Genomic DNA, 17,640 nt, shown 5'->3' with positions numbered 1-17,640 from the left:
AGCTTCCTGGGCCCCTGCGGCTTCCGGTCCCTACGGATCTTGAAGTCCATCGCACACCTTGAGCTGGGGTGTTGCGACGACCGTTAGAACCCAAGGGGGGAGCCCGGGGCACTGCCGTGTGGGGGAGGGGTGGGGGTCAGGACTGCTGGTCCTCGGGGAGGCTGATCACCCAGCGGGTGTCCTGGCGGGGGCGCAGGTAGAACAGCCAGTAGAGGGTGGCGGCGGCGGTGATGCCGCCGGTCCACAGCAGGGGCTCGGTGTCCAGCTGGGTCATCACGTAGACGAGGACGGCGATCAGCACCACCGGGACGGCCGGCCACAGCGGCATCCGCCAGGCGGCGGCGTGCTTGTGGTGGGCGCGGCGGGAGAGCAGCGCGGCGATCGCGACCAGCAGGTACATCCCGGTGACGGCGACGCCGGTGATGTTGCTGAGCAGTGCGCCCTTGACGAAGCAGAGCGCGGCGCCGGGCAGGCCGACGGCCAGGGTGGCGACCCACGGGGAGCCGAAGCGGCCGAGGGTGCCGAAGGCCTTGTTGACCGGCTCGGGCCAGGCCTTGTCGCGGGCGGAGGCGAACAGGACCCGGGAGTTCTGGATGACCATGACGATGCCGGCGTTGATGATCGCCAGCGCGACGCAGAGGCTGATGAAGGTGCCGACCGCGGAGTTGCTCCAGGCGGTGACCATGCCGGAGATGTCGCCGGAGCTCAGGGTCTGCAGGTCGGGGGCGCCCATGGTGATGGCGACGACCGGGACCAGGATGACGGCGGAGGAGATGCCGAGCGTCCACAGCACGGTGCGCGAGACGTTGCGGCGGGGGTTCTCCAGCTCCTCGGAGAGGTAGACGGCGGTGGAGAAGCCCTGGGTGATGAACAGGGCGATGCCGAGCGCGCCGACGATGGCGCCGATGCTCACCGTGGTGGTGGCGCCGCCGTCCCCGGTGACCACGCCGTGCAGCAGGCTGGGGGCGTCGCCGTTGGCGTGGGAGAACCCGAGCACCGAGACGACGCCGGCCGCGATGACCTCCAGCACCAGGAAGACGCCGGTGAGCCAGGCGTTGGCGCGCAGGTCGAGCAGGCCGGCCAGGGTGGCGGCGAGCATCACGGCGGCGCCGGTCATGGCCTTGTCGAGGTGCAGCACGGGGGCGAGGTAGTCGGCGGTGCCGAGGGCGATGACCGAGGGGACGATCATCACGACGATCAGCGAGAGCACGAAGACCAGCCAGCCGGCCAGCCGCCCGGCGAGGGTGCCGACCATCGCGTACTCGCCGCCGGCGCTGGGGATCAGGGTGCCGAGCTCGGAGTAGCAGAACGCGACGGCGACGCACAGCACGGTGCCGATGGCGATGGCCAGGGCGGTGGCGCTGCCGATGCTGGAGAACAGCTCCGGGACGATCACGAAGAGCGTGGAGGCCGGGGTGACGCAGGACAGTGTGAGCAGGGTGCCGCCCACCACGCCGATCGAGCGCTTGAGTTGCTGGGGCGCTGCGGCGGCGGCGGTGTCGGCCGTCGCGGGGGTCGCGGCGCGTGGCGGGCGAAGCGTGTCGGTCATGTGGCTTCCGATCGGCTCTGTGCGGTCCTGTGGGTGGGAGCGGTATCGCCTCCGCTGGCTGTCTGCTCGGGGTTCTGGTGGGGTCGCTCCTGGGTCGCAATGGAACCTGGGCGTATTGATTGCGTCAATGGCTGAAATGCTTCGGAATCCGTTGCGTGGAAGGGCATAGACATGCGATCTGATGATCACGTACGGTCATTGCGAGCTTTGTCCGACTTGTTACCTCTGCCACATTGCAACTGAATCCAAGGTAAACAGAGTGTTGCAAGCCGCCTTTCCAAGGTGTCCATGGAGTCGGACGGTGATACGCCCAGGTGCCCCCCTGTGTGGCCGCAACGCCCGGGCGGGGTGCGGGAACCGCAGCCCCGACCCGGAAAGATCTAGGTAACGTTTCGACACCTGGGACGCGAAAGGGGCCGGGCTCCCGCGAGCCCGACCCCTCGATCACTGTCCGTAGCCGCCGGCGCGGGCGCGCCGGAGCCCTCACACCAGCGGCAGCCAGCCCGTCTGGACCATCTGCCCGCCGGTCGCCCGGCGCGACACGTACACCCCGCGCCCCGGCGGCAGCGGCATCGGCTTGACCGTCCCCAGCAACGCGCCCTCGTCCCGGTTCCCGGAGAGGATCACGCCCTGCCCGCCCAGCTCGCGCATCCGCTGCAGCACCGGCTCGTACAGCGAGCGGCCGGCGCCGCCCGCGCTGCGGGCCACGATCACCCGCAGCCCGATGTCCCGGGCGAACGGCAGGAACTCCGCCAGCGGCGCCAGCGGGTTGCCCGAGCCCGTCGCGACCAGCTCGTAGTCGTCCACGATCACGAACATGTCCTTGCCGCTGTACCAGCTGCGGTTGCGCAGCTGCTCGGCGGTGACGTCCGGGCCGGGCAGGCGGCGCGCGCAGGCCCCGCGCAGCATGTCCACGATGGTCGCCATGGCCGGCTGCGCGGCCGCGTACTCCACCAGGTACTCCGGCGGCACGGTGCCCAGCAGCGCGCGCCGGTAGTCGCCGACCACGATGCCCGCCTGGTCCGGGGTGTACCGCTCGGTGATCTGCTTGATCAGCATCCGCAGCAGCGCCGACTTCCCCGACTCGGTGTCGCCGAAGACGATGAACAGCGGGTCGGTCTCGAAGTTCACGAAGGCCGGCGCCAGCTCGGCCTCGTCCACGCCGAAGGCGATCCCGCGCTCCGGGCGCTCGAAGCCCTTCGGCAGCGAGGTCCCGTCCAGGACGGCCGGCAGCATCCGCACCTGCGGCGCGCGCGGGCCGGTCCAGGCCCCGTCGACGGCGGCGACCAGGCCGGCCACCCCGTGCTGGAGGTCGTCCACCGCGTGGGAGCCGTCCAGCCGCGGCAGGCCGGACAGGAAGTGCAGCCGCTCCGGGGTGATGCCGCGCCCGGCCAGCGGCGGGACGTTCTGCGCCACCCGGCGGTCCACCTCGGACTCCATCGGGTCGCCGAGCTTCAGCTCGGTCCGGTTCTGCAGCAGGTCCTTCAGCGCCGGGCGCACCTCCGCGTACCGGGCCGCGGTGATGACCAGGTGGACGCCGTAGCCGAGGCCGCGCTGGGCGATGTCGCCGATCACCGGCTCCAGCACCTCGAACTCCTGCTTGAAGGTGTTCCAGCCGTCGATCACCAGGAACACGTCGCCGAACGCCTCGTCCGGCAGCTGCCCGGCCGCCCGGCGGGCCCGGTAGGTGCCGATGGTGTCGATCCCGGTGGCCCGGAACAGCTCCTCGCGCCGGTTCAGCACCCCGTGCACCTCGGAGACCATCCGGCGCACCTTGTCGACGTCCAGACGCCCGGCCACCCCGCCGACGTGCGGCAGCCCGGCCAGCGACTGGAAGCTGCCCGCGCCGAAGTCCAGCAGGTAGAACTGCACCTCCCGCGGGGTGTGGGTGAGCGCGAACGAGGCCACCGTGGTGCGCACCACCGTCGACTTGCCCGAGCGCGGGCCGCCCACCACCAGGCCGTGGCCGGCCGCCCCCGCGTAGTCGACCTCCAGGACGTCGGTCTTCTGCTCGCGCGGCTTGTCCACGATGCCGATCGGCACCCGCAGCCGGCCCGCCGGGAAGCCGGGCGCGGTCAGCCCGCGCTCCGGCACCACCTGGAGCGGCGGCAGCAGGTGGTCCATGCTCGGCGCCTCCTCCAGCGGCGGCAGCCACACCTGGTGCGCGGCCGGGCCCTGGCCCGTCATCCGCTGCACGAACACGTCCAGCACGGTGTCGACCAGCGCGTCGTCCTGCTCCGGGGCGAGCGGTGCCTCCTCCTCCACCGCCGGCTCCGGCGGCTCCACCCGGGCCGCGGTGAACAGCACCGGGCGGGCGTTCACCCGCCGCCCGCCGGTCGACCGCTGCTGCCCCGGCGCCCGGTAGGGCCCCGAGACGTACGCGGCCTTGAACCGGTCCATCACGTCCTCGCCGAACTTGAGGTACCCGACGCCCGGCACCGGCGGCAGGTGGTAGGCGTCCGGCACCCCGATCGCCGCCCGCGACTCGGCCGCCGAGAAGGTGCGCAGACCGATCCGGTAGGAGAGGTAGGTGTCCAGGCCGCGCAGCTTGCCCTCCTCCAGGCGCTGCGAGGCCAGCAGCAGGTGCACCCCCAGCGACCGGCCGATCCGGCCGATCTGGATGAACATCTCGATGAAGTCCGGCTTGGCGGTGAGCAGTTCGGAGAACTCGTCGATGATCAGCACCAGCGAGGGCAGCGGGTCCAGCGCCGCGCCGGCCGCCCGGGCCCGCTCGTACTCGTGGATGTTGGCGTAGTTGCCCGCCGAGCGCAGCAGCTCCTGGCGGCGGTGCAGTTCACCCTCGATCGCGTCGCGCATGCGGTCGACCAGGGTGAGTTCGCCCTCCAGGTTGGTGATCACCGCGGAGGTGTGCGGCATGTCCGCCATGCCGGAGAAGGTCGCGCCGCCCTTGAAGTCGGCGAGGACGAAGTTCAGGATCTCCGAGGAGTGCGTCATCGCCAGCGCCAGCACCAGGGTGCGCAGCAGCTCCGACTTGCCGGAGCCGGTCGCGCCCACGCACAGGCCGTGCGGGCCCATGCCCTCCAGCGCGGCCTCCTTGATGTCCAGGTAGACGTGCTCGCCGTTCGCGCCGACCCCGATCGGCACCCGCATCCGCTCGTGCTGGGCGCGCGGGCGCCAGCTGCGCGTCACGTCGAAGGAGCCCGGGTCGCCCGAGTTCATCAGGTCGGTGAAGTCCAGGTTCGACAGCAGCGGCTCGTCGTCCCCGCCGGCCGAGAGCCGGTAGGGCGCCAACTGCCGTGCCAGCGCCTCGGACTGCCAGACCGAGAGCAGGTCCGGCGTGCCGGTGTACGTCGCCCCGGAGGCCGAGCGCAGCACCAGCTCCTGCGGGCTCACCGTCACCATCAGGTGCCCGCTCGGCTCGTCCAGGTCGCCCGGTACCACCTCGATGACGGTCACCCCCTGCACGCCCTCGGGACTCGCCAGCAGCGAGTTCGGCGGCACCCCGGCGCCGTCCATCACCACCACCAGGTGCGGCTGGTCCGGCGCGGGCGCCGCGTCCCGCACGAACCGCTGGCGGCCGGCCAGCTCGTCCTGCACCAGGAACTCCAGCTCGCCCAGGTCGGTGGCGACCAGCCGGCGCGAGCCCGCGCCGTCGGCCTCCTTGCGGTGCTGGTTGTGCGGGAGCCACTTGGTCCACTCCCACTCCTCCGCCGCGCCCGGCGCCGCGGCCACCGCGACCAGCAGGTCGTCCGGCGAGTGCAGGGTGGTCAGCTGGGCGATCATCGCGCGCACGTTGCCGTACACCGAGTCCGCGTCCCCGCACACCGTGACGTGGTAGAAGGCGCGCAGCGAAACCGCCAACGGCAGGTCCTGCAAGGTGCCGTGGGCCTTCAGGAAGGAGTGCATCGCGGCCGCCGACAGCGGCTCCAGCTCGTCCATCGGCGCGGTCTGCGGCGCCACCAGCGGCGTCGACAGCTGCACCGGGCCCAGACCCACCCGGATCTGCGCGAAGTCGCCGTCCCCGGTGCGGCGCTCCCACAGCCGCCGGCCGTCCGCCACGATCGACCACAGCTGGTCCGGCGCCGGGTTCAGGAACAGCAGCGCGCCGCGCTGGCGCTCCGCCGTGCGGCGCACCTGGCGGCGCATCTGCTGCAGGTACTTGAGGTAGTCGCGCCGCTCGTCCGCCATCGCGGTCGAACCGCCCCTGCGGGCCCGCAGGATCTGCGCCAGCACCATGCCGACCGTCGAGGCGACCATCAGACCGCCCATGATCTTCATCGGGGCCGCCGCGCCCGGTGCGAAGAAGAACACCGCCGAGCCGCCCATGCCGAGCATCGGGAGGATGCTCATCAGCCAGTCCTCGCCGCCCTGCCGGGGCAGTTCGGGCGGGGTCACGAGTTCCACCGGCTCGTCCGGCACCGCCGGCGGATAGGCCCGGCCCGGGCGCTTGACCGTGATCACACCCATGTGTCATCCACCCCGCGGCGTCGATCGATCACTTCGGCATCAGCCCTCACGCAACTGGACTCGTACGGCTCGTACGGCTCGTACGGGATTCACCAGGGCGAGGACGCACCACACGGCGCCGCCCCCCGTACCGCGCGCAGGGGCCGATCCTAACGGTCGCCCCCGCACCGCCCGCCAGGCCCGCGCCCGCACCCCCCGCCGGGGGCCCGGCCCGCACCGGGGCCGGGCACGAACCGAGCGGGTAGGGTAACGCCGCGCCAACTCGCGGCCCGGTCGGGCCGGTTCCGCAGCCACACCGAGCGCCGCCGTGCCGCGGCACCGTCAACAAGGGGGAGCGCCCAGTGCGTCGAAGGACCGAGGTGCGGCGATGAGCAACACCGCCGCGACCGGCTACTGCCGGGTCACCGTCGTCGCCCCGGACCGCCGGATCGACGTCGCCCTGCCCGAGGACGTCCCGCTCGCGGACGTCTACCCCGAGGTGCTGCGCCTGGCCAACCAGAGCCAGCCCGACGGCGCGCCCACCGGCTTCCACCTGGTGCGCCGCGACGGCACCGTCCTCGACAGCGGCCTGCCGCTCGCCGCCCAGCAGGTCCGCGACGGCGACCTGCTCGCGCTGCGCCCCTTCGCCGAGTCCCTTCCGCCGGCCGTCTACGACGACGTCGCCGACGCGATCGCCAGCGCCGTCGAGACCGACCGCCGGCTCTGGAACGCCGAACTCATGCGGGCCTTCGGCCTGATCGGCGCCGCGCTGCTGCTCGTCCTGCTCGGCTTCGCGCTCTGGTTCGCCGACCTGCGCCACGACATGCACGGCCTGCCCGGCGTCCTGGCCGGCGTCACCGCCGTCGTCCTCACCGCGCTGGCCGGCGTCCGCGCCCGGGTCTACCAGGACGCCCACGCCGCGCTCGCGCTCGGTCTCGGCGCCCTGCCGCACGCCATGATCGGCGGCAGCGGCGTCCTCGCCGTCGCCCACCCCTGGGACGGCCCCGGCCGGCTCCAGTTCCTGGCCGGCTGCGTCACCGTTCTGGTGGTCGCCGTGCTGCTGGTCGGACTGCTCCCCGAGAAGGACGCGGTGTTCGTCGCCGCCGCCCTGGTCGCGGCCGCCGGGGCGCTCGCCACCTTCGCCGCCGTCCTGCTGCCGGACACCCCCGCCGGGCACATCGCCGCCGTCACCGGCATCACCGCCGTCGCGGCCGTCGGCTTCCTGCCCGGCCTCTCCGCCCGCTTCGCCCGGCTGCCCGTCGGCTTCAGCGCCCCGGGCCAGACCCGCACCCGCAGCCGCGACCACGACCAGGAGGCCGAGCGCGCCGAGGCCGTCCAGTACGAGCGGATCGCCCACCAGGCCCGCCGCGGCCACGAGGTCCTGGTCGGCCTGGTCGGCGGCTGCGCCGCGGTCGTGGTCGGCTCCTGCGCCGTCCTCGGCTTCACCGACCGGGCGTTCCCCGAGCTGCTCGCGCTCGCCCTGGGCCTGGCCACGATGCTGCGCGCCCGGCTGTTCCGCTACACCGCGCAGGTCTTCAGCCTCACCATCGCCGGGCTGCTCGGCCTGGCCCTGCTGATCACCGGCCTGTCCCTGCACACCCCGCAGTTCATCCTGCGCGCCACCAGCTCCACCGAGGTCGACCTGCGCACCATCTGGCTGGCCGCCTCCATCGCGTTCGGCGCGGCGCTGCTCGCCGCGATCGCGCTGGTGGTGCCCCGGCTCGGTGTCTCCCCCTTCTGGGGGCGCATCCTGGACCTGGTCGACAGCCTGACCCTGATCTCGCTCGTCCCGCTGGCGCTCGCCGTCCTGGACGTCTACCGGCTGGTCCGCGGCGCCACCAGCTGACCGGCCAGGCCCGCCCCGTCGGGCCCGTTCGGCCCGCCGACCGGCCGGGTGGGCGGCACTGGTACGCTTGGCCTCCGAGCGCAGCCGTGTGTCCGCCTCCGGTGGGTCGCAGACCGCCGGCCGCGCTCCGTCACGACACCGAGTCCTCATGAGTCCTGTGTTGTCGACCAGGACCGCTCGGTACACCCTGAAGGAGTTGCAGTGGCTCTCGCCTCTGACGTCAAGAAGCAGATCTTCGCCGAGTTCGGCCAGAAGGAGGGCGACACCGGTTCCCCCGAGGTCCAGGTGGCCATGCTCTCCCGCCGCATCGCGGACCTGACCGAGCACCTCAAGACCCACAAGCACGACCACCACTCGCGTCGTGGCCTGCTGATCCTGGTCGGCCAGCGCCGCCGCCTGCTGCAGTACCTGGCCAAGAAGGACATCGAGCGCTTCCGTACGCTCGTCGACCGCCTGGGCATCCGCCGCGGTGCCGCCGGTGGCGCCCGCTAAGACCGCCGCTCGGGGCGGCTCCCCACACCGGGGAGCCGCCCCTCGCGCGTATGCCGCGGACACCCCGAGCCGCGGCGCCCGGACATAACAACTCGCGCGTACCTCCCCAGGTGGCCGAGGATTGCACCGTAGGGTTGTGGGCATGCCCGGTGATGGCGCACCAGCGCGCCACCCGGGCAGACGAACCCGACCCCCCCCGCGGGCCGAAGGCTTCAAACGGAAGCCGCCCGCATCCGAGAGAGCGTCCAGACGCGGACCGCCCGTCCCGGCCCGGCAGCCGTGAGGCGCCGGTCCTCGGTAGTGGCCCCCGGAAGCCCCGCAGACCGAGCGGAGCACCCCGGAGGCTTCGATCGAAGACCGGCCCGACTGCCGTCCTCCTTGCCAGGAGGGCCAGGGCCAGCCGGCAGGCAGGCAGCGCGGGGACGCTCTCCCGGAGACGTACGAAAGAGGAGATCTTCCAGGTGGAAGAGAACGTGTTCTACGCCGAGGCCGTGATCGACAACGGTTCCTTCGGCACCCGTACCATCCGCTTCGAGACCGGCCGTCTGGCCCGTCAGGCCGCCGGCTCCGCCGTGGCCTACCTGGACGACGACACCATGGTGCTGTCGGCCACCAGCGCGTCCAAGCAGCCGAAGGAGCACTTCGACTTCTTCCCGCTGACCGTGGACGTCGAGGAGCGCATGTACGCCGCGGGCCGCATCCCCGGCTCGTTCTTCCGTCGTGAGGGCCGGCCCTCCGAGGACGCGATCCTCACCTGCCGCCTGATCGACCGCCCGCTGCGCCCGTCCTTCGTCAAGGGCCTGCGCAACGAGGTCCAGGTCGTCTGCACCGTCATGGCGCTCAACCCCGACCACCTGTACGACGTGGTGGCCATCAACGCCGCCTCCGCCTCCACCCAGCTGGCGGGCCTGCCGTTCTCCGGCCCGATCGGCGGCGTCCGCGTCGCGCTGATCAACGGCCAGTGGGTGGCCTTCCCGACCCACAGCGAGCTGGAGTCGGCCGTCTTCGACATGGTCGTCGCCGGTCGCGCCCTGCCGGACGGCGACGTCGCGATCATGATGGTCGAGGCCGAGGCCACCGACAAGACCATCAAGCTGGTCGAGGGCGGCGCCGAGGCGCCGACCGAGGACGTCGTCGCCGCCGGTCTGGACGCCGCCAAGCCGTTCATCAAGGTGCTGTGCGCCGCCCAGTCGCAGCTCGCCGCCCAGGCCGCCAAGCCGACCGGCGTGTTCCCGGTCTTCCTGGACTACCAGGACGACGTCCTCGCCGCGCTGACCGCCGCCGTCAAGGACGAGCTCGCCCAGGCCCTCACCATCCCGGGCAAGCAGGAGCGCAACAACGAGCTGGACCGCGTCAAGGCGCTGGCCGCCGAGAAGCTGCTCCCCGAGTTCGAGGGCCGCGAGAAGGAGATCAGCGCCGCCTACAACGCGCTGACCAAGAAGGTCGTCCGCGAGCGCGTCATCAAGGACAAGGTCCGCATCGACGGCCGCGGTGTCACCGACATCCGCACCCTGGCCGCCGAGGTCGAGGCCATCCCGCGCGTGCACGGCTCGGCCCTGTTCGAGCGTGGCGAGACCCAGATCCTGGGCGTCACCACCCTCAACATGCTGCGCATGGAGCAGCAGCTGGACACGCTCTCCCCGGAGACGCGCCGCCGCTACATGCACAACTACAACTTCCCGCCGTACTCGGTCGGCGAGACCGGCCGCGTGGGTGCGCCCAAGCGCCGCGAGATCGGCCACGGCGCGCTGGCGGAGCGGGCGATCATCCCCGTGCTGCCCTCGCGCGAGGAGTTCCCGTACGCCATCCGCCAGGTCTCCGAGGCGCTGAGCTCCAACGGCTCCACCTCGATGGGCTCGGTCTGCGCCTCCACCATGTCGCTGCTGAACGCCGGTGTGCCGCTGAAGGCCGCCGTCGCCGGTATCGCCATGGGCCTGATCTCCCAGGAGATCGACGGCGAGACCCACTACGTCGCGCTGACCGACATCCTCGGTGCCGAGGACGCGTACGGCGACATGGACTTCAAGGTCGCCGGTACCCGCAACTTCATCACCGCCCTGCAGCTGGACACCAAGCTCAACGGCATCCCGGCGTCGGTGCTGGCCGCCGCGCTGAAGCAGGCCAAGGACGCGCGTCTGCACATCCTCGACGTGATGAACGAGGCCATCGACACGCCGGACGAGATGTCCCCGAACGCCCCGCGGATCATCACCATCAAGATCCCCGTGGACAAGATCGGTGAGGTCATCGGCCCCAAGGGCAAGATGATCAACCAGATCCAGGAGGACACCGGCGCCGAGATCACGATCGAGGACGACGGCACCATCTACATCGGTGCCGCCGACGGACCGGCCGCCGAGGCCGCCCGCACCACGATCAACCAGATCGCCAACCCGACCATGCCGGAGGTCGGCGAGCGCTACCTGGGCACCGTGGTGAAGACCACGACGTTCGGCGCGTTCGTCTCGCTCATGCCGGGCAAGGACGGCCTGCTGCACATCTCGCAGATCCGCAAGCTGGCCGGCGGCAAGCGCGTCGAGAACGTCGAGGACGTCCTCGGTGTCGGCGCCAAGGTGCAGGTCGAGATCGCCGAGATCGACCCGCGCGGCAAGCTCTCCCTCATCCCCGTCGTCGAGGGCGAGGAAGCCGGCGAGACCGCTTCCGAGTGAAGCGCCGCTAGCTGACCCTTGCGGCCCGTACGCCTCCCGGCGTGCGGGCCGCACCCTGTTGCCCCCGCGTTCGTCCATGCGTTCCCACGCGTGTTTCCTCTGGAGGTACCCCCCGTGGCTCAGGCCCCGGCGGCGAAGCAGCGCCCCGGCTCCACCCGGACCCTGCTCAAGGGCGCCGACGGCGCCGGCACGGTGCGCCGCACCGTCCTCCCCGGCGGCCTTCGGGTCGTCACCGAGACCCTGCCGACGGTGCGCTCAGCCACCTTCGGCATCTGGGTCGGCGTCGGCTCGCGGGACGAGACCCCGCAGCTCAACGGCGCCACCCACTACCTGGAGCACCTGCTCTTCAAGGGCACCGCGCGGCGCAGCGCGCTGGACATCTCGGCTGCCCTGGACGCGGTCGGCGGTGAGATGAACGCCTTCACCGCGAAGGAGAACACCTGCTACTACGCCCGGGTCCTGGACACCGACCTGCCGCTGGCCATCGACGTGGTCTGCGACATGGTCACCGGCTCGCTGATCCGCTCCGAGGACGTCGACGCCGAGCGCGGCGTCATCCTCGAGGAGATGGCGATGGCCGAGGACGACCCGGGCGACGTGGTGCACGACCTGTTCGCCAAGGTGATCTTCGGCAGCGGCCCGCTCGGCCGCCCCATCCTGGGCACCCAGGAGACCATCAAGGTGCTCACCCGGGAGCAGATCGCCGGCTTCTACCGCCGCCGCTACCGGCCCGAGAACCTGGTCGTCTCGGCCGCCGGCAACCTCGACCACCACACCGTGGTCAAGCAGGTCGAGCAGGCCTTCGCGGCGGTGCTGGCCCGCTCCGACGCGGCCCCCGCCGAGGCCCGCCGCGGCGTCAAGGCGCTGCGCACGGCCGGCCGGGTCGAGGTGCTCAACCGCTCCACCGAGCAGGCGCACCTGGTGCTGGGCGTGCCCGGGGTGCCGCGGCACGACGAGCGCCGCTGGGCGATGGGCGTGCTCAACGCGGCCCTCGGCGGCGGGATGAGCTCCCGGCTGTTCCAGGAGGTGCGGGAGAAGCGCGGCCTGGCGTACTCGGTGTACTCGTACTCCTCGTCCTACGCGGACAGCGGCCTGTTCGGCATCTACGCCGGCTGCCAGCCCAAGCGGGTCGAGGAGGTGCTGCGGATCTGCCGCGCGGAGCTGGCCAAGGTGGTCGCCGAGGGCATCACCGAGGAGGAGCTGCGGCGCGCGATCGGCCAGATCTCCGGCTCCACCGTGCTGGGCATGGAGGACACCGGCTCGCTGATGAACCGGATCGGCAAGGCCGAGCTGAGCTACGGACACCACCTGTCGGTGGACGAGATGCTGGCGCGGATCGCGGCCGTGACCCTGGACGACGTCCACGCGGTGGCCCGTGATGTGCTGGGCGCGTACCGGCCGTCGCTGGCGCTGATCGGACCGGTCAACGACAAGCGGGCCGCCAAGCTCGCCGATCTGCTGGTGTGAGAGGACATTTCGCTATGACGCTGCGTGTCGCCGTGATCGGTGCCAACGGTCGGATCGGCTCCGAGGCGGTCAAGGCCGTCGAGGCCGCGCCGGACCTCGAACTGGTGGCCACCCTGGGCCGCGGGTCCGAGCCGGCGGAGCTGACCGAGGCCGGCGTCCAGGTCGCCGTCGAACTCACCCACCCGGACTCGGTGATGGGCAACCTCGACTACTGCCTGCACCACGGCATCCACGTGGTCACCGGGACCACCGGCTGGACGGACGAGCGGCTGGCCACCGTCCGCGGCTGGCTCGACCAGGCCCCCGAGCTGGGCCTGCTGATCGCGCCGAACTTCTCCATCGGCGCGGTGCTCGGCATGAAGTTCGCCCAGACCGCGGCGAAGTACTTCGAGTCGGTCGAGGTGGTCGAGCTGCACCACGACCGCAAGGCCGACGCCCCCAGCGGCACCGCCACCCGCACCGCGCAGCTGATCGCGGCCGCCCGCGCCGAGGCCGGCCGCCCGCAGCAGCAGGACCCGACCACCCACAGCCTGCCCGGTGCCCGCGGCGCCGACGTGGAGGGGGTGCCGGTGCACGCCGTCCGGCTGCGCGGGCTGCTCGCGCACCAGCAGGTGATGTTCGGCGACACCGGCGAGACGCTCACCATCCGGCACGACTCGCTGCACCACAGCAGCTTCATGCCGGGCATCCTGCTCGGTGTGCGCAAGGTCGTGGAGACGCCCGGGCTCACCCTGGGCCTCGAACACTTCCTGGACCTGTGAGCCCGGCATGACGTCCCGTACCGGATTCTTCGTCCTGTCCGGCGTGCTGCTGCTGGTCGCCCTCCTCTGCGTCGGGGAGGGCGTCCAGCTGGTCGCCACCGGCAAACCGCTCGGCATCGGCATCGGCCTGTGCGCCTTCGTCATCCCGGTGATCGGCGTCTGGTTCCTGCGCCAGACCGTCCGGTTCGGCCGGGCCAGCGAGCAGCTCGCCCGGGAGCTGGAGGCCGAGGGCGGCCTGCCGGTGGACGAGCTCCAGCGCACCACCGGCGGGCGGATCGACCGTGCCTCGGCCGACGCGGTGTTCGCCCGCCGCCAGGCCGAGGCGGAGGCCGCGCCGGCCGACTGGCGGGTCTGGTTCCGCCTCGCGGTGGCGTACGCCGACGCCGGCGACACCCCGCGCGCCCGCAAGACCATGCAGCACGCCATCAAGCTGCACAGCACCGAACCCGCAAGGAGCAACGCGTGAGCGACCAACCGACGGCCCCCAGCTTCCGCAGCGACGTCACGGTCGAGCTGGTCCGCAGCGCGGCCGCCGACTCGGACGTCATCTGGGCGGCCCGCGTCTCGACCGCGGGGGAGCAGTCCCTGGAGGCGGTCCAGCAGGACCCGGAGAAGTCCAAGGGCCTGATCAACTTCCTGATGCGGGACCGGCACGGCACCCCCTTCGAGCACAACTCGATGACCTTCTTCATCAGCGCGCCGATCTTCGTGTTCCGGGAGTTCCACCGGCACCGCAGCGGCTGGTCCTACAACGAGGAGTCCGGCCGCTACCGCGAGCTGCAGCCGGTCTTCTACGTCCCGGCGGAGGAGCGCAAGCTCGTCCAGCAGGGCCGCCCGGGCCGCTACGAGTTCGTCGACGGCACCCCCGAGCAGCACAGGACCACCACCGAGGCGATGGAGGCCGCGTACCGCGAGGCCTACGCGCGCTACCAGGAGATGCTGGCGGCCGGCGTGGCCCGCGAGGTGGCCCGCGCGGTGCTGCCGGTCGGCCTGTTCTCCTCGATGTACGCGACCTGCAACTCCCGCTCGCTGATGCACTTCCTGTCGCTGCGGACGAAGAAGGAGAACGCCGCCGTGCCGTCCTTCCCGCAGCGCGAGATCGAGATGGTCGCCGAGCAGATGGAGCAGGAGTGGGCGCGGCTCATGCCGCTCACCCATGCGGCCTTCGAGAAGCACGGCCGGGTCGCTCCCTGACCTGGGACGATAGGCATATGGGCGGAGTGTCACGCATGTCTGGATTGCGGCTTTTCTAGCCGCTCCCTACATTCATGAACACGGATTCCGGTGCTGCCCGAACCCCCGAGCGGGCAGCACCGGAATCCCATGTCACCGCCTGTTTCCGCCGCTTCGCGTGGTATGCCCCTGTCCGAACACTGGACCGGTGTGGGTACCGCCCCACCGCCTACGAGTAGCTTTGGACGCATGGCTCCGACCTCCACCCCCCAGACGCCGTTCGGCCGGGTCCTGACCGCGATGGTCACCCCGTTCACCGCCGACGGCGGACTCGACCTCGACGGCGCCCAGCGCCTCGCCACGCACCTCGTGGACTCCGGCAACGACGGCCTCGTCGTCAACGGCACCACCGGTGAGTCCCCGACCACCAGCGACGCCGAGAAGGCCCAGCTCGTCCGCGCCGTGGTGGAGGCGGTCGGGGATCGCGCCCACGTGGTGGCCGGCGTCGGCACCAACGACACCCACCACAGTGCCGAGCTGGCGCGACAGGCGGAGGCCGCCGGAGCCCACGGCCTGCTGGTCGTCACGCCGTACTACAGCAAGCCCCCGCAGGAGGGCCTGTACCAGCACACCGTGCACATCGCGGACACCACCGGGCTGCCGGTCATGCTCTACGACATCCCGGGCCGCAGTGGCGTCGCGCTGAGCCACGAGACGCTGGTCCGCCTCGGCGAGCACCCGCGGATCGTCGCCAACAAGGACGCCAAGGGCGACCTCGGCGCGGCCGCCTGGGCCATCGCCCGCTCCGACCTCGCCTGGTACTCCGGCGACGACATCCTCAACCTGCCGCTGCTGTCGGTCGGAGCCGCCGGAGTGGTCAGCGTCGTCGGACACGTCGTGGCCGGCGAACTGCGTGCGATGATCGAGGCGTACCTGGCCGGCGATGTGGCCAAGGCCACGGCGATCCACCAGGGCCTGCTCCCGGTGTTCAGCGGTATGTTCCGCACGCAGGGCGTCATCCTCGCCAAGGCCGCGCTGGAGCTCCAGGGACTGCCGGCCGGCCCGCTGAGGCTGCCGCTGGTCGGCGCGACTCCCGAGGAGATCGCACGATTGACGAAGGATCTCGCCGCCGGCGGGGTACACCTGTAACAGACGAAGACGTGCGCGCCCCGGCTCGCCGGACCCTCACGGGCCCGCCGCTGGACCGGACCGACGGCGCGAGAGCACCGACCCAGTAGGAAAAACGACACTGAGTACGCACGCCATATGTCTTCAGGGGGAGGACCCCGGGCATATGGCGTGCGTCGTGAGGAGAGTCTTTTGAGTCACCCGCACCCCGAACTCGGCGCACCCCCGGCCCTGAAGGAGGGCGCCCTCCGCATCACCCCGCTCGGCGGTCTCGGCGAGATCGGCCGCAACATGACGGTCTTCGAATACGGGGGCCGCATCCTGATCGTCGACTGCGGCGTCCTCTTCCCCGAGGACGAGCAGCCCGGCGTGGACCTGATCCTCCCGGACTTCACCTACATCCGGGACCGCCTCGACAAGATCGACGGCATCGTCCTCACCCACGGCCACGAGGACCACATCGGCGCCGTCCCGTTCCTCCTGCGGGAGAACCCGGACATCCCGCTGATCGGCTCCAAGCTGACCCTCGCCCTGATCGAGGCCAAGCTCGCCGAGCACCGCATCCGGCCGTACGTGCTGGAGGTCAAGGAGGGCGAGCGCGAGCGCATCGGCCCCTTCGACTGCGAGTTCATCGCGGTCAACCACTCCATCCCGGACGCCCTGGCGGTCGCCGTCCGCACCCCCGCGGGCATGGTCGTGGCCACCGGCGACTTCAAGATGGACCAGCTGCCGCTCGACGGCCGCCTGACCGACCTGCCGACCTTCGCCAAGCTGGCCGAAGAGGGCATGGACCTGCTGCTGGTGGACTCCACCAACGCCGAGGTCCCCGGCTTCATCCCGCACGAGCGGGACATCTCGGCCGCACTGCGGAACGTCTTCGCGAACGCCGACAAGCGCATCATCGTCGCCTCCTTCGCCAGCCACGTGCACCGCATCCAGCAGGTGCTGGACGCCGCGCACGAGTACAAGCGCAAGGTCGCCTTCGTCGGCCGCTCGATGGTCCGCAACATGGGCATCGCCCGCGACCTCGGCTACCTGAAGGTCCCCGGCAACATGGTCGTCGACGTCAAGCAGCTCGACGACCTGCCGGACAAGGAGGTCGTGCTGATCTGCACCGGCTCCCAGGGCGAGCCGATGGCGGCGCTGTCCCGGATGGCCAACCGCGACCACCAGATCCGCATCGTCGAGGGCGACACCGTCGTCCTGGCCTCGTCGCTCATCCCGGGCAACGAGAACGCCGTCTACCGGGTGATCAACGGCCTGACCCGCTGGGGCGCCAAGGTCGTGCACAAGGGCAACGCCAAGGTGCACGTCTCCGGCCACGCCTCGGCCGGCGAGCTGCTGTACTTCTTCAACATCTGCAAGCCGCGCAACCTGATGCCGGTCCACGGCGAGTGGCGCCACCTGCGGGCCGCCGCCGACCTGGGCATCGCCACCGGCATTCCGCGCAACCGCGTGGTCATCGCCGAGGACGGCGTCTGCGTCGACCTGGAGAAGGGCGTCGCCCGGATCGTCGGCAAGGTGCAGGCCGGGTACGTCTACGTGGACGGCGCCTCGGTCGGCGACATCACCGAGGCCTCGCTCAAGGACCGCAGGATCCTCGGCGAGGAGGGCTTCATCTCGGTCTTCGTCGCGGTCGACTCGACCAACGGCAAGATCGTGGGCGGCCCGACCTTCCAGGCCCGCGGCTCCGGCATCGACGACAACGCGTTCGTGCCGGTCGCCGCCAAGCTCCAGGAGGCCCTGGACCGCTCGGCGAGCGACGGCGTGCTGGAGCCCCGCCAGGTCCAGCAGCTGGTCCGCCGGACCGTCGGCAAGTGGGTGGCGGACAACTACCGCCGCCGGCCGATGATCCTGCCGGTCGTCGTCGAGGTCTGAGCCTCCGGCGGCTGGTTTGACGTGGGGCAGCCCGGTGCGTAGTGTTCTCCGGGTTGCCCCACGGGACGGCCCCGCAGGATGTTTCTCGAATGCGAATTCGAGAATGACCGCGGAAAACGGCCCGAGAAACTCTGATAGAGTTCGGGAGCGCCGAAAGGCGAAAGTCGCTCAGGTAAATGAAACTCCGGAAAACGGAGCGGAAAACATCTGATAAGCTTGAAACACGAAAGAACGAAGCGCCCGGAGGGCCCGCTGGAAGGCGGTCCGAAG

11 protein-coding genes are annotated in these 17,640 nt (G+C 71.4%); 9 read left to right on the top strand and 2 right to left on the bottom strand.

The annotated features are described in order from the left end of the window. Nucleotides 1-136 precede the first annotated feature (136 nt). Together ABT015_RS36960 and eccCa are read right to left on the bottom strand one after the other, a co-directional pair. Nucleotides 137-1,549 carry an APC family permease gene (locus tag ABT015_RS36960; protein WP_350887449.1) on the bottom strand — a complete coding sequence of 471 codons (1,413 nt, stop codon included), beginning with the start codon at nucleotides 1,547-1,549 and terminating at the stop codon, nucleotides 137-139. A gap of 483 nt (nucleotides 1,550-2,032) precedes the next feature. Next, on the bottom strand, nucleotides 2,033-5,977 hold the full coding sequence (gene eccCa / locus ABT015_RS36955) for a type VII secretion protein EccCa (protein ID WP_350887446.1): 3,945 nt from the start codon (nucleotides 5,975-5,977) through the stop codon (nucleotides 2,033-2,035). 367 nt (nucleotides 5,978-6,344) lie between these two features. Here eccCa and eccD point away from each other — a divergent pair, with 367 nt between their 5' ends. From eccD to ABT015_RS36910, 9 genes are all read left to right on the top strand, one after another. After that, nucleotides 6,345-7,802, top strand: a complete 1,458-nt coding sequence (eccD, locus tag ABT015_RS36950) for a type VII secretion integral membrane protein EccD (RefSeq protein ID WP_350887443.1) — start codon at nucleotides 6,345-6,347, stop codon at nucleotides 7,800-7,802. A gap of 201 nt (nucleotides 7,803-8,003) precedes the next feature. Further along, nucleotides 8,004-8,294, top strand: coding sequence for a 30S ribosomal protein S15 (rpsO, locus tag ABT015_RS36945; RefSeq protein WP_063347607.1), 291 nt, complete (start codon nucleotides 8,004-8,006; stop codon nucleotides 8,292-8,294). A 461-nt stretch (nucleotides 8,295-8,755) separates the two neighbouring features. Then, nucleotides 8,756-10,963, top strand: a complete 2,208-nt coding sequence (locus ABT015_RS36940; RefSeq protein WP_350887439.1) for a polyribonucleotide nucleotidyltransferase — start codon at nucleotides 8,756-8,758, stop codon at nucleotides 10,961-10,963. 114 nt (nucleotides 10,964-11,077) lie between these two features. Further along, nucleotides 11,078-12,430, top strand: coding sequence for a M16 family metallopeptidase (locus tag ABT015_RS36935; RefSeq protein ID WP_350887436.1), 1,353 nt, complete (start codon nucleotides 11,078-11,080; stop codon nucleotides 12,428-12,430). A gap of 14 nt (nucleotides 12,431-12,444) precedes the next feature. After that, nucleotides 12,445-13,191 (top strand): 4-hydroxy-tetrahydrodipicolinate reductase, encoded by a 747-nt coding sequence (gene dapB, locus ABT015_RS36930; RefSeq protein WP_350887433.1) that lies wholly within the window; start codon nucleotides 12,445-12,447, stop codon nucleotides 13,189-13,191. Between the two features lie 7 nt (nucleotides 13,192-13,198). Then, complete coding sequence (locus ABT015_RS36925; protein ID WP_063347604.1) at nucleotides 13,199-13,657, top strand: tetratricopeptide repeat protein; 459 nt, start codon at nucleotides 13,199-13,201, stop codon at nucleotides 13,655-13,657. Next, a complete protein-coding gene (gene thyX, locus ABT015_RS36920) occupies nucleotides 13,654-14,385 on the top strand; it encodes an FAD-dependent thymidylate synthase (RefSeq protein WP_350887430.1) in 732 nt (243 codons plus the stop codon). Before ABT015_RS36925 ends, thyX begins: the two co-directional genes overlap by 4 nt. A 228-nt stretch (nucleotides 14,386-14,613) precedes the next feature. Further along, the gene (dapA, locus tag ABT015_RS36915) at nucleotides 14,614-15,513 is read left to right on the top strand and encodes a 4-hydroxy-tetrahydrodipicolinate synthase (RefSeq protein ID WP_350887426.1); all 900 of its coding nucleotides are present in this window, start codon (nucleotides 14,614-14,616) and stop codon (nucleotides 15,511-15,513) included. A 171-nt stretch (nucleotides 15,514-15,684) separates the two neighbouring features. After that, nucleotides 15,685-17,370, top strand: a complete 1,686-nt coding sequence (locus tag ABT015_RS36910; RefSeq protein ID WP_350887423.1) for a ribonuclease J — start codon at nucleotides 15,685-15,687, stop codon at nucleotides 17,368-17,370. Nucleotides 17,371-17,640: the final 270 nt, after the last annotated feature.

The sequence above is a fragment of the Kitasatospora sp. NPDC094016 genome (genome assembly GCF_040304045.1).
In the GTDB taxonomy this organism is placed as follows: domain Bacteria; phylum Actinomycetota; class Actinomycetes; order Streptomycetales; family Streptomycetaceae; genus Kitasatospora.
This window is presented reverse-complemented; position numbering and strand designations above follow the sequence as displayed.